This is a genomic window from Thermanaeromonas toyohensis ToBE, assembly GCF_900176005.1.
Taxonomy (GTDB): domain Bacteria; phylum Bacillota; class DSM-521; order Neomoorellales; family Neomoorellaceae; genus Thermanaeromonas; species Thermanaeromonas toyohensis.
Window position 1 is genome coordinate 187,769 of record NZ_LT838272.1, and the last position, 12,957, is coordinate 200,725.

At 47.4% G+C, this 12,957-nt stretch carries 14 protein-coding genes; 12 read left to right on the forward strand and 2 right to left on the reverse strand.

Annotated features, from left to right (window positions below; all coding sequences use genetic code 11):
* Nucleotides 1–48: 48 nt before the first annotated feature.
* Together B9A14_RS01045 and B9A14_RS17320 are read left to right on the forward strand one after the other, a co-directional pair.
* Nucleotides 49–444, forward strand: a complete 396-nt coding sequence (locus B9A14_RS01045; RefSeq protein ID WP_197686541.1) for a response regulator — start codon at nucleotides 49–51, stop codon at nucleotides 442–444.
* 205 nt (nucleotides 445–649) lie between these two features.
* The gene (locus tag B9A14_RS17320; RefSeq protein WP_172839002.1) at nucleotides 650–793 is read left to right on the forward strand and encodes a hypothetical protein; all 144 of its coding nucleotides are present in this window, start codon (nucleotides 650–652) and stop codon (nucleotides 791–793) included.
* A 286-nt stretch (nucleotides 794–1,079) separates the two neighbouring features.
* Here the strand turns inward: B9A14_RS17320 and B9A14_RS01050 are convergent, their stop codons facing one another.
* Nucleotides 1,080–1,577: a four-carbon acid sugar kinase family protein gene (locus B9A14_RS01050; protein ID WP_084663173.1), complete on the reverse strand. Its 498-nt coding sequence runs from the start codon at nucleotides 1,575–1,577 to the stop codon at nucleotides 1,080–1,082.
* A 26-nt stretch (nucleotides 1,578–1,603) separates the two neighbouring features.
* Entirely contained in the window at nucleotides 1,604–2,383 is a 780-nt protein-coding gene (locus B9A14_RS01055; protein ID WP_084663175.1) for a DeoR/GlpR family DNA-binding transcription regulator, read from the reverse strand.
* A gap of 204 nt (nucleotides 2,384–2,587) precedes the next feature.
* On the opposite strand from B9A14_RS01055, the gene B9A14_RS01060 reads away from it, so the two are divergent.
* The 10 genes from B9A14_RS01060 (at nucleotide 2,588) to B9A14_RS01105 (ending at nucleotide 12,955) form a co-directional block, all read left to right on the forward strand.
* On the forward strand, nucleotides 2,588–3,544 hold the full coding sequence (locus tag B9A14_RS01060) for a sugar-binding transcriptional regulator (protein WP_084663177.1): 957 nt from the start codon (nucleotides 2,588–2,590) through the stop codon (nucleotides 3,542–3,544).
* Complete coding sequence (locus B9A14_RS01065; RefSeq protein ID WP_084663179.1) at nucleotides 3,541–4,614, forward strand: diacylglycerol kinase family protein; 1,074 nt, start codon at nucleotides 3,541–3,543, stop codon at nucleotides 4,612–4,614. Before B9A14_RS01060 ends, B9A14_RS01065 begins: the two co-directional genes overlap by 4 nt.
* Before the next feature lie 31 nt (nucleotides 4,615–4,645).
* The gene (locus tag B9A14_RS01070; RefSeq protein WP_172839003.1) at nucleotides 4,646–5,440 is read left to right on the forward strand and encodes a class I fructose-bisphosphate aldolase; all 795 of its coding nucleotides are present in this window, start codon (nucleotides 4,646–4,648) and stop codon (nucleotides 5,438–5,440) included.
* The gene (locus B9A14_RS01075; RefSeq protein ID WP_172839004.1) at nucleotides 5,437–6,477 is read left to right on the forward strand and encodes an alcohol dehydrogenase catalytic domain-containing protein; all 1,041 of its coding nucleotides are present in this window, start codon (nucleotides 5,437–5,439) and stop codon (nucleotides 6,475–6,477) included. Before B9A14_RS01070 ends, B9A14_RS01075 begins: the two co-directional genes overlap by 4 nt.
* Nucleotides 6,478–6,553: 76 nt before the next feature.
* A complete protein-coding gene (locus B9A14_RS01080; protein ID WP_084663185.1) occupies nucleotides 6,554–7,312 on the forward strand; it encodes a hypothetical protein in 759 nt (252 codons plus the stop codon).
* 99 nt (nucleotides 7,313–7,411) lie between these two features.
* On the forward strand, nucleotides 7,412–9,145 hold the full coding sequence (locus B9A14_RS01085) for an ABC transporter ATP-binding protein (RefSeq protein ID WP_084663187.1): 1,734 nt from the start codon (nucleotides 7,412–7,414) through the stop codon (nucleotides 9,143–9,145).
* Nucleotides 9,146–9,182: 37 nt separating this feature from the next.
* Nucleotides 9,183–9,995 (forward strand): energy-coupling factor transporter transmembrane component T family protein, encoded by an 813-nt coding sequence (locus B9A14_RS01090; RefSeq protein ID WP_084663189.1) that lies wholly within the window; start codon nucleotides 9,183–9,185, stop codon nucleotides 9,993–9,995.
* A gap of 13 nt (nucleotides 9,996–10,008) precedes the next feature.
* Nucleotides 10,009–11,043 (forward strand): carbohydrate kinase family protein, encoded by a 1,035-nt coding sequence (locus B9A14_RS01095; protein WP_172839005.1) that lies wholly within the window; start codon nucleotides 10,009–10,011, stop codon nucleotides 11,041–11,043.
* Nucleotides 11,036–12,067: an ADP-ribosylglycohydrolase family protein gene (locus B9A14_RS01100; RefSeq protein ID WP_084663193.1), complete on the forward strand. Its 1,032-nt coding sequence runs from the start codon at nucleotides 11,036–11,038 to the stop codon at nucleotides 12,065–12,067. Before B9A14_RS01095 ends, B9A14_RS01100 begins: the two co-directional genes overlap by 8 nt.
* 456 nt (nucleotides 12,068–12,523) lie before the next feature.
* On the forward strand, nucleotides 12,524–12,955 hold the full coding sequence (locus B9A14_RS01105; RefSeq protein WP_084663195.1) for a MarR family winged helix-turn-helix transcriptional regulator: 432 nt from the start codon (nucleotides 12,524–12,526) through the stop codon (nucleotides 12,953–12,955).
* The last annotated feature ends 2 nt before the right edge of the window (nucleotides 12,956–12,957 follow it).

The following is a 12,957-nucleotide window of genomic DNA, read 5'->3' on the forward strand; positions in this document are numbered from 1 at the left end:
ATACGGAAGAGCACACGGCAGCCATGGAAGAGTTGGCGGCACTTTAAAATGGGTAGATTGGAGGCTAAAATAATGGGTGCTACCATCTTGATCATCGAGGATACGGAAGCCCATCGCGTGCTGCTTAGAGATATACTGGCCCTCACCGGGAAGGAAATTATTGAGGCTACTAATGGGGAAGAAGGGATTCGCCTGGCAAAGGAAATAAAGCCTGAGTTGGTGTTTATGGATCTCCATTTACCTGATATGGACGGCATTACCGCTACTAAAATTTTAAAAGAAGATCCTTTAACGGGAGATATTCCAATAGTAGCTATAGGTTCCTATGAATCTTCTCAAGAGAAGCGTCTTTTTTTAGCTATAGGGGGGAATGTTTATTTAAGCAAACCCTTAGATGTGGAGGTTATCTTAAGCGTGGTAAAGCAATTACTGGCCCGCCATTAAATCGATGGTTCCCAGGCGTTCCGCCAACTGTTCAATGCGTTTGCAAACATCAAGAGAAATCCTGTCCAGGGACAGTGAGGAAGGATTTTCTTAACGCCCTTAAAAATAAAAAAAGTATAAGGGAAGATGATCTAGCGGCCCGTTATGGAGGAGATGAATTTGCAGTATTATTTGCGCGCAAGGGCCTCTGCCAGAAAAGTTTAAGGTGAGGCTTAAAGCGAATTTAGAGGCTGAACTGGCTAAATTAAAGAATGAAAACCTAAAAGAGCTTGGCTTTTCTTTAGGGTTAGCTTATTACCCGCTAGATGGGCAGGACGTTCATTCCCTTTTACGCATAGCTGATGGATAGGCCGTATGTATTTAGAAAAGGAGCTTAAAAAGAAGGATTTGATATAGGGGGCTTGGAATTTGAAGTTGTGGTAGCCAAAAACCGGGGCTATTGCCTATATCTAGATGCCCCTTCGGTGTATATTTTCTTTTAACTCAGGCAAATAGCTATTATTATCCCCAATACCTTTGCTATAACCGGATGCCTAAGAATATAAGGTATTAAGCCCATGTTTGCTTTAATTTAAGCGCAGATAGGACGCTACAATAGGAGCGAAAGAATAGATACAGAAGGCAAGTCTGGCCTTTCAACCAGGGATATACTTGTTATTGTAGATGCCTTTTTCCATCCTGTTCCGTTTTCCTTTGGGGTAGCTGGATATTTTCTTGCCTAGCCAGCGAGTATAAAGCACCCCTGCTTTGGTAAAACTGGCAGGGCAAACCCTAGGCCCGCTAAAATCATTTTCTACTACTACAGCGATATATTCGGGGCCCAGGGTAGCCAGCATTCCCTCTATCTCTGCCCCTAGATTTCCCCGGGCCGTACTATCAATTCTCTTTCCAAAATAGGAAACCCCAGCCTGACGAAGTATAGAAACCGTTTCTTCTACACGCCGCCGGGCCTCAGCAGGAACTACCCCGCGGCTAAAAGTATTAACAACTAGCCCTTCCCAATTTACTGTAAGTAATTCGGGTAACATCCGATAATTAATAACCGTTACTATCTTCAAACCTTTCTTAGCAAATAATACGCCTGTGGCATTAGCGCCCGTAAGATCATCCGCCACTACCGCCCATTTTGCCATTCTGTATCGCCAACCCTTTCAAGTCTTTAAACTGTATTATCTGGCTCAGCCAATATTAAATTAATCCCCTGCCGCTCCATCTCAGCTACTATTTGTGGAGCAAGCTGGTTGTCGGTAATAATAAGGTCCACAACCTTAAGCTCACAAACCTTGGCAAAAGCCTTCCGACCGAACTTGGTATGATCTGCTACCAGCACTGCTTTAGCTGCACTGGCTACCATAGCCCTTTTTAAGTGGACCTTATCCAAAGTAGGGGTGTATAAGCCTGCTAGGTCAACAGCGCCGGCTCCTAAAAAAGCTATGTTCACACTAATGGAACGCAAAAAAGCGAGCGCTTCTTCTCCTAGTAGGCAATACACGCCCGGCTGAACTTCTCCTCCGGTAGTTAAGACCTTAAACCCTGGTACATCAGCCAGTTCTATAGCAATATTTAAATCGTTAGTTACTATAGTTAAATTCTCTTTAGACTTCTTTAAACACCGAGCCACTTCTAGGGTAGTGGAACCTGCATCTAGGATCACCGTGCTATTATTTTCCACTAGACCAGCAGCCACCTTAGCAATTCCCCTCTTAAGCTCTAGATGGGAAGTAACTTTCGAGCGATAAGGTATTTCTCCAATCAAACCATTTCTGGACAATGCTCCACCTCTAGACCTAGCCAGAAGCCCCTCATTCTCTAAAGCCTTCAGATCCCGCCGGATGGTCATAGTGGAAACCCCAAAAGCCGAAGCAAGTTCGGCTACCTCCGCCCGGCCTTCCCGTAATATCCATTGCAAGATCTTTTGCCTGCGCTCTAGGGTGAGCATTAGGGAACCCTTTCTTTGTTCAGTAGTGTTCTATAAGCTGATGTTGGTTGCTTTGAATCTAGCTGGCCTGTTTCAGGATTAAAATACCTAAGGCTAAGAGGCGATTTTCATATTTAATGTCAGCAGGATTTAAGCAATGCATGGCGAATATATTTATAGGCTGAACAAATTACCAGCACAAATGTGCAAATTGAGGGGACATATATGAATAGCGAGATAAAAACTATCATCCAAGTGGCGCGACTATACTACGAAAAAGGTTTAACTCAACAAGAAATTGCTACCGAAATGCAGCTTTCGAGATCAACCGTTTCCCGCTTACTTGAAAAGGCTCGTAAAGAAGGTTTTGTGGAAATCCGTGTGCTTGATCCTTATAACCACAATCAAGACCTTGCCCGGACTTTACAGCAGCGGTTTAACCTTAAGGCTTGTGTTATAACATCAACCGGGGTTTCTGAACGCACCTCTAGGCGAGCAATTGGCTTAGCGGCTGCAGGTCTGCTCGATGAAATCCTTAAGGAAGGCGATGTACTAGGTGTTTCCTGGGGCAGTACGCTATACGAACTGGCAATTAATCTTAATGGCGTAACTCCAAGGGCGATACAGGTAGTTCCGTTATTAGGTGGGATGGGACAATTACCACGTCATTTTCAGGTTAATGAGTTGGCCAATATGTTTGCTCAAGCTTTTGGTGGTACTGCCTACGCTCTCCATGCTCCCGCCTTAGTAGGTTCTGCCGAAGTTAAAAGAGCCTTAATTAACGATCCTAGTCTAAGGCCAGTAATAAGTTTATGGTCCCAGATCACCGTAGCTGTAGTTGGCATTGGACCACCCATATCCGTGTCCCCCATGTTATCGACCAATTATTTTGGTGATAGCGATGTCCTTGCTTTGATGCACCAAGGAGCAGTGGGGGACATTTGTGCTCGCTTTTTCAATGAATACGGTCGTCTTTGCCAGGCATCGGTAAACGAACGTATTATTGCTGTGGATTTAGAAGATTTGCGACGGATACCCACTGTAATTGGTGTTGCAGGCGGTCCTGAAAAAGTACGGAGCATTTTGGGAGCCTTACGCGGGCGGTGGATCAATACTTTGGTTACAGATCTTAGCACAGCTGAGGAGTTAATACGCAGTATTAGGGAGGACAGATTAGAGTGAAAGTTGGTCTAATAGTCAATTTCCGGGCTGGTCGTGGCCCGACACATAATCTTCCGCTTATTACTACACTGTTACCACAGCTATTATCCGGTTTGAGGATCATCATGCCGGTTACAGCGGTCCTAGTTTCAGAGGAAACGGTAGCAACGGCTATTACCCGCGAAATCGGTTTACCGGTAGTACCCCTGCCCGTGACATCGAGGGGTAATAGGAACGAAACTATTACGGCCGCGCGTTTGGCCTGCCAAATGGGCGCTGAAGTTTTAGTAGTTGTGGGGGGAGATGGTACCCTAGCGGATGCTGCACTAGGTATCTTATTAGCTCAAAAGGTGTTACCAGTTGGTGGACTGGCGGCTAAGACCCGGCTTTTAGGTGTGGGAATTGGGACGACCAACGTAGGGCCGCTTGTCGCTTTCAAAGGAGAAGAATTATTAGGCGCTACTGTGGTACAACTCGAGCAGTGGCTTCGGGCTTTGCAGCCCTTTAATCCCCCGGCGCTAGTCGCTGAAGTCGCTGACGAAATTCTAGGGGTGGGATTTAATGATTGTACCTTCGGTTTTACCGTTCCGGCCACGGTAGACGGTCAGCGGTGGGATGTCGACGCTACTGCCCTTTTGGCAGGCCGACATGAACGGGGTTCAGTTGGACCGATTGGCGGGCCAAATACTGAGGTCTGGTTGAGGCGTAGTAAACACGAGTTGCTAGTGGGCAAAGGGCATAAAATAGGTCAAATAATAATCGGCACAGTTGACGGTCGTTACATTGGTAAGGCCGTGTCTGGCGGTGTTTGCCTTGCAGCCCTAGCAGGGGCACCAGCAGCTTTAGTGCTGGCTGATAAACCTTTGACGCGGATTAATATTGATGCTAGTAAGTTGGAAGCTATAGAGCCTGTAACAAGCCAGTGTTTTAGTTTGTTTACTGGAGATAAAGTAACAGTGAAGGGTTTAGTTAATAATACTGTTATCTGCGTCGATGGTAATCCCTTAAGTCAACTAAGTGTCGAAAAAAAGGTGACGGTAATAGTAGATACTGCCCTCGTAACCTGTCTTAGGCCTGTTAACAAACATTAATTAGACGCAATGCTTAAAGGAGGAGATGTTTTTGACAGGCCAAGAATTGCGTTTGCGCCGCTTGTTTCCACCAGAAGGAGCCCTAATTGTGGCACTAGATCACGGACTTTTTCAAGGGCTTCAAGGAGGACCAGAAGACCCGGTAGGGATAATTAGGGGGCTTGTGTCGGAGCCGATAACTGGCTTGCTCCTAAGCCGGGGGCTATGGAAACTGTTACCACCAGACTGTTATACTAAAGCCCTTTTATTACGAGTAGATGCCGCTACCTCATTTCCTGATGTGCCAGACACGGTTCAGGTTACTAGTGCGGCTTGCGCCTTGCGTCTAGGGGCAGATGGCATCTTGACAATGGGTTTGTTGCGCCAGGGAGAAAATAATAGCCTTTTACGGTATTTAGGGTTACTAACCGAGGAGGCCCACGCCAACGGCCTGCCGGCTATAGTAGAACTGATGCCACGTCATGATAGTCTGCCCGTTCGGGACGCTTTGCGCATCAGCGCCGAGTTAGGCTTTGATGCTGCCAAAATTTTCCTTCCACTAGCCCAAGATGAATTTACCAGCTTTGTTAGTTTAATTGGAGCTAGTCCTATTCCTGTTGCCGTTGCCGGCGGGCAACCTTTAGCTACAGAATTAAAACTTCTAGAGCTTGTGCGGGAAATCCGCAGTGCCGGCGCAGCCGGTCTAATTTTCGGCCGGAATATTTGGTCCCATCCCCAGCCGCGAGCAATTATTCGTTCGCTTAGTGCTGTTTGGCAAGGAGATTTAACTCCAAGAGAAGCTTATGACCAATACTTAGGTATGGCAAGCGAGGCGGTATGCCAGTGAAGGCAGCATTTTATATAGAACCAGGGCAGATAGAAATACGGGAAGTATCTTTACCCCCGTTAGAAAAAGGGGATTGGCTAATTAAAGTAATGGCGAGCGGCGTATGCGCTACTGATGCCAAGACTTACTTGCGGGGCCATCCATTTATAAAGCCACCAGCAGTTCTCGGGCATGAAGTGGCAGGAGTAGTGGTAGCTGCCCCAGTGGGGATTAATAACAAAGACGGGCCGCAGGAAGGGGACCGTGTGGTGGTGGCGCCTTATATTCCTTGTGGCCGTTGTTACTGGTGCAGCAATGAGCAGCCGACCCAGTGCACTGCCCTTTTTGCTACTAGCATTGAACCTGGCGGTTTTGCGGAATATGTACGTGTACCAGCAAATACTGGGGGTCGGGCGCTTTATCGCCTTCCTGACGACCTTGATTATGCTGAGGCTAGCCTGACAGAACCAGTAGCCTGTGCTTTACACGGCATTGAGGCTTCTCGCATTAAAGCCGGGCAAACAGTGCTTGTTATTGGTGATGGACCAATGGGTATCCTTTTGGCCCGCCTGGCTAAAGTCTTTGGCGCTCGCGTTTTTCTAAGTGGGATGTTACCCCACCGTCTGAAAATTGCTGCCCAGGGCCTAGATGGCATTTTCGACGCCTGCCACGAGGAAGTTGACCTACGCCCTTATACCTGCGGGCGCGGGGCTGATGTGGTACTAATTGCTGTAGGCGTACAAGAGGCGATCAGTTACGGAGTCCGTAATGTGCGTCGGGGTGGTATAGTTAACTTTTTTGCAGGGCTTCCTAAAGGTACGACTTTCCCGCTGGACCTAGAGCAGGTTCATTATGGAGAAGTTACTTTCATGGGTACTTTCGGTTTTACGCCTGGACAATTTGCCCGCGCACTCGAATTTATCGCTTCCAGACAAATATATTTAGCCGATCTTATTACCGCACACTACTCTTTGATGGAGACAGAACAAGCCCTAAAAGATACACTGGCTTGTAACGGCCTTAAGAGCTTAATACTTCCTTGGGGAGGTGAGGTATAGAGCGTAATAGAAAAAGAAGGAAGTTTTCGATCTATTGCTGTGTATAGTATTAAAAAAACTTTTAGGAGGGAACAGCATGACAGAATTTTTGAAGAGCCTCCTTAGTAGTTTAGGAAGCATTGGACGGAGTATCGGTTTTCAGACGATGAATGTTATTGGTACCTTTTTGCTCGTTATTATGACTTTGATCCTTATTGGAGAAATGTTTAACTACCAGGTAGTCTTAACGCCTTGGCCGCGCCTAGTTAAACGCCAGCGCCGATGGAATACAAAATCAATTGCCGTTATGGGTATGACAGCGGCACTGTCAGTTATTTTACAGGCTGTAGGGGCCGTTATTGTCCTTGTTCCGGGGACTATTACTTTTCGTGCTGATGCCATGGTTCGTTTTCCTTTCGGGGCCATTTTTGGAATGCCGGCGGTATGGGGAGTAGGGTTAGCTAATTTGCTTGGCGACGCCCTGGCAGGAACCCTCGGGCCAGGAAGTATTGGCGGGGCAGTAATTTCCTGGTGGATGCCCTACTTGTTCTACCGGCTTATGCGGCAGCCGGAGGAACGTAACATGATCAAAGGAAGCGCATGGTTCAAATATTACGCCATTAGTTTGCTCTGGTGCCTTATCGGTTCGTTTTACCTGTGTTCTTCCTTCCAGTGGTTACGCTTGTTACCGACGGAAGTTATCTGGGTAGGCGTATTCCCAGCTGTTATAGTAACTACTTTTATTGGTGGTCTCGCCGGTCCCCTAGTTGCTCGGATTGTGGGCCCGGCAGCAGATAAATACGGTCTGTCATTAGATAAAATGCGTTTTGAAGTTGAAAGCGAGTATAACAGCTAGTTGTAATTCAAATATAAGCGGCAACCCCAAACTAGGGTTGCCGCTTGCTCGAAAGCGTTTTATTATTTTCCGGATTATACCAGGAGGTTATGTTAAGTTATGGACTTTGTTATTGAGTTGAGCGGCATTAGTTATAGTTACCCTGGCCGCGAGAACCAACCGGTGCTGAAGGATATTAATTTAAAGGTAAGACGCGGTGAGTTTATTGTAGTTACAGGCCGGACAGGTTCGGGGAAAAGTACACTTTGCTATATCTTAAATGGCCTTATTCCCCATTTCTTTGGCGGTGTCCTTCAGGGGACAGCCCGTGTAGCAGGTTTAGAAGTGGCAAAGGCGACTATTACTGATTTGGCTAGCCGGGTGGGAATTGTTTTTCAAAATGCGGAATCGCAATTAGTAGGCTTAACAGTCGAAGAGGATATCCAATTTGGCTTAGAAAACCTCTGCCTTCCTCCGGCAGTAATATTAGAACGTAGCCGCTGGGCTATGGCTGTAACCGGCTTAGCAGGACTGGAAGGCCGTTCTCCTTGGCGTTTATCAGGTGGCCAAAAGCAACGAACAGTTATTGCGGCAGCATTAGCCATGTACCCCGAGGTATTGGTGCTGGACAATCCTACTGCTGAACTAGATCCCTTGGGTAAAGCTGAAGTACTTGCTGTTATCGAACGCTTAAATAAGGAGATGGGCTTGACAGTTGTACTTTGTGAACAAGACCTGGAACGTAGTGCATCTTTAGCTGACCGGATAGTTGTCTTAGATGCCGGGCGGATAATTTTAGACGATCAGCCGGAAGCTATCTTTGACAACGCCGAAACTTTGCAAAGGCTGGGACTAAGGTTACCTCAAGTAACTGATTTGGCCCTGCGTTTGAGGGCTTCAGGCAAATGGACTGGGCCTTTACCCGTGTCCGTAACGGGTTTTTTAAGTAATCTTCCACCTAAGGTCCAGTGTATTACTTCCACGGTTAATTACGGTGGCGAACCGTTATCAAAATCGGCAGAGAAAGTTAGTACCAATACGGCTAAAATTATAGTCGATAACGTTAGCCATATCTATCCAGATGGTACAAAAGCTCTGGATGGGGTATCCTTACGGGTTTTCCAGGGGGAAATACTAGCGATATTAGGACATAATGGCTCGGGTAAAACGACGCTAGCCAAACATTTCAACGGTCTGTTGCGTCCAACAACAGGTCGTGTTTTGGTAGATGGAATAGATACTAAGAATGCCACCGTCGCCCAATTGGCAAATAGAGTTGGATATGTTTTTCAAAACCCAGACCATCAAATTTTCGCGAAAACCGTGGCCGAAGAACTGGCGTTTGGACCACGCAACCTGGGCTGGCCAGAAGAGCAAGTGCAGGAGGCAGTGGAGGTCGTTCTTAAAGAATTCAATCTCCAAAAGTATCGCGAAAAAGATCCGTTTTTCCTAGGATTAGCTGAACGCAAGCTATTGGCTATTGCTTCGATATTGATTATGAAACCCCAGATTTTGGTGTTGGACGAGCCAGCAACAGGAGCTGATTACACTATCAACACCAGAATTATTGACTATATCCAGGAACTTAACAAGAAAGGGATGACCATAGTTGTCATTACTCACGATGTCGAAGCGGCTGCCGGCTATGCCCATCGCTTGGTGGTAATGAAAAGTGGCCAAGTAGTTTTGGCGGGAGAACCAGGGTTTGTTTTCCGCCATGAAGAGTTATTACGGCAATGTTATATTGAAGCGCCACCTGTAACTAAAATAGGACAAGAATTGAACAGAGTTGGCTGGCAGGGCGACATGTATACAGTAGAGCAGGCGTATGCAACCTTAGCGCGATTACTTTAGGGGATTTTTATTAGCACAAAGGAAGTGGGGGGACATCATGGCAAATATTAGGGTTGATTTCTTTCAGGGTGGTAATTCACTAGTTACTCGGTTGGATCCACGGACCAAATTGCTCTATGTTGCCTGGATATTTATCATGATTATAGTTTTTAGCCACCCTTTATACCAGGCTTTGACTTTTTGTACAATACTAGCCATGATTATCGCAGGTCGTTTATCCTGGCGTCAGGTATTTCGTAGTGGACGGCTTGGTATCTACGTAGGTCTTTTTTCCTGGTTGTTATGGATGATATTTTTGCATAATACAGGCCGTCCCCTGGCTAAAATACCCCTTTTGCCATGGCCAATCACTGACCTAGGCTTTACTTATGGATTGGGAGTAGCTTTTCGGATTTTTAGTTTGTTTTTCGCCTTTATAGTAGTTGCCATGACGACCAGTCCTAGGGATTTAATAGCTGGCCTTTACTATTTACGGCTACCTTTTGCTTTCTCCTTTGTAATTGGCATTATTCTCCGGTTAATTCCCCACTTTTTAGCGGAGCATGCGACTATTGTAGAAGCTCAAAAATCTCGGGCCTGTGAATTCGATAAGGGAGGCTTGTGGACTAGATTTAAAAAGCATACAGCTTATGTTATTCCCTTGTGCTTGCGCTCCTTGAAGATTGTGAGTGATATGAGTGTAGCTATGGAATCGCGGGCTTTTGATCCTAATAGACCCCGTACATTAATCAACCGGCCAGCTTTCCAGACTATAGATTACATCCTGTTGGCAGTTATGGCTGTATGGTTGATTACTGCTGTTACCCTAAGGTTACATGGCTATGGCGGAGTTATTCCAGGGCTGTTGTAAGGAGGTGTCTTTAATGATACCGGCAGAGGCTCAGTGCCATGGAGATAATCAACATGATAATCAAACACGGAAACCTGTTAACACTTATGATATTGTTACAGTTGGAGCCGTCGCTCTTGATATAATAGTCCAGGTGGACACTTTTCCTGGGGCCGATCAGCTGGTTCTGGCTAAGGAAGTGCGACGCGACGCTGGGGGGTCAACAGCCAATATAGCTGTCCGTCTGGCCCAGTTAGGGGAACGCGTAGCCTTTGCCGGTCTAGTCGGTGACGATGCAGCTGGCGAATACTTGAAGCAAGCCTTTATCAGGGAAGGAGTTGCTACAGAATTAATTACTACAGTACCTGGCGGTAGTACAGCGACTGCTGTTGTAATGGTTAATCCCGCGGGGCAACGTGCCATCCTTTCTTTAGGGGGGACCGCTCTATATAACGAAATCGCCCAAGTTCCATCCAGGGTCTGGGAGAGCAAGTTACTTTATATTGGTGAGGCCTACTTACCATTGGTCCGCCAGTTGGTAACCGGTGCCTGTTCCCGGGGCCAGCAAGTATTTTACGGACCAGGCGGCATTTTCGTACGGGAGGGTTGGACCGCCCTCGCTCGGGCTATCCAGGGAGTTAAGGGCCTTTTTCTCAACTGGGAAGAATGTATGCTTTTACTAAGTTGCCAAGTAAGGATACCTTATCAACTACCCGCACTAGGCGAATGGTTGGCCCGGGCCATCAAAAAGGCGGGTTGGTGGCAGGGGGGGCTAAGGGAGATAGTTGTCACTCTTGGCGCCCAGGGCTGTATCTGGCTAGCTCCTGATGGTTTATTTTGGCAACCAGCGATAGCGGCCAGGGTAGTCGATACTACCGGAGCCGGCGATGCTTTTACGGCTGGGTACTTGGCGGCTTATTTAAAAGGGTGGCCTGTGGAAACACGGTTAAAGTTTGCCACTGCCTGCGCTTCTCTGGCTATTGAGGGACCGGGGGCGCGCTGGGGGCGGATTACACCTGCAGCAGTAGCAGCCAGGTTACAACAGGAAGGTGGCATGGCTAGTGCTTAAGCAGTATTTTACGGTCGAACTGGAAAAATACCTTGGCTGCCTTTGGGGTTTAGCTTTAGGCGATGCTATGGGCATGCCGACGGAATTTTTAACTCCGGAAGAAATTGCCAGTAGGTTTGGAGGTAAAGTACAGGAGTTGCGGGAACCTTTAGTTTCCCATCCCCGGGCAGGTTGTCCCGCTGGTGCAGTAACAGACGATACAGGTCAAGCCATCGCGCTGGCTAAGGCCCTTATTACCTATCAGCGCTTGACCCCTGAGTTAGTTGCTAATGCTTTAGTTCAATGGGCAATTGAAGTAGACGCTTTTGGTAAAGGGTTTCTTGGCCCTTCAACAGCTTATGCTCTAAAAGCCCTGCAAAAAGGAGCAACACCTGCCGAGGCTGGTCGTCAAGGTAAAACCAATGGCGGGGCGGTGCGCATAGCACCAGTTGCTCTTGTCTTTAGTGATAATTGGCAGCTGCTGATGGAGCAAACTGCTATTGCCTGTTTACCTACCCATGGTACCACCCTGGCTATTTCGGCGGCCGCTGCTGTTAGTGCAGCTATTGCCGCGGCGTTGGTACCAGGAGCCAGTGTGGAGGATGTTCTGAAGGCCGCGCGCTTGGGGGCTGTGGCCGGCCGCGATTATGGTTACCCCTGTTGGACGCCGTTACTGGAACGACGCTTGGATCTAGCCTTGGAAATTATTTCCCGTTATGCCGAAAGAGCGGACCAGATACGGGCGCTTTATGAGTTAATTGGCGTAGATATGACAGTTACTGAAAGCGTAATTACTGCCCTGGCTCTAGTGGCAGTTACGGGTGGTGAACCAATGCCGGCTATTATAGAAGCTGTTAATATGGGTGGTGATACAGATACCATAGCGGCCATTGCTGGAGCCATTTGTGGAGCCTTAAGAGGTTCTCGGGCTTTTGATGTTACCCTCGTTTCCCAAGTAGAAAGAGTTAATAGCTTAGATTGTAAAAAACTGGCGATAGAGTTATTGGAACTCAGGAAAACGTATATGCAGCGATATTCTTTTTAACCTCATCATTAAGCCTGCTTTTCGAATAAGAACGGCTTCTATCGCGAATGTTTCAAAACCTGCAGTAGCAGGGGGGCCAAGGTAGCTACCGCTTTCAGGTTTTGCTGTACAGCCTCTGCAGGTAGAGTAGCTTTCGTTTAGCCCCGCTTTATAGGCTGCCGCTACAGCCCCACAGGTCCAGTGGTCGCAAGGGAGATCTGAAAATCTCGCTGCTGGCAGCTTTTGTTCTTCTAGTCCTAGAGCTCGTACCAGAAAAGTTACAAACTGAGTCTGGGTAATAGGGGTATCCGGGGCAAATAAATCTTCTGGTACCCCTTTGGCAAGGAGTCTTTTGGCGGCCCCTCAAGGAATGTCGAATGGTTTATAGCTGTTGACAAACCCTCCTCGACGGGGGTATTATTTTAGGTGTATTTACTTCGCTTTCGTAATTTACGTTTTAGAAACAGGTGAGGGATAATGCGTTACATTCGCTTACTTGAGCTTTTGGGCCGGATACATGGGAGGCTGGCGCGGCGGCTGGCACCGGCTTTCTATGCTGAGGACCTATCGGGTACCGAGATGATCGTATTGTGGAAAGTAGCAAAGAAGGGGCCGTGGCGGGTTAGTGAGCTGGCCAGTTTCCTAGGCATCCCTCCTAGCACCTTTACCGGCATCCTTGATCGCTTAGTAGCGCGGGGGCTAGTAGAGAGGGTAATGGATCCAGCGGACCGGCGGAGCTTCTTGGTGCGAGGTACCCCTTCCCTTAAGCAGGTGCTAGAAAGGGTGGCAAGCCGGGTGGAAGAGATACTGGATAAAACTTTATCCGGTTGGCCAGAAGAAGAGTACCGGATATTAATTAAAGCCTTAGAAGGATTAGATCGCTACTTGGACCAGCCGCTAAAAGAGTGAAA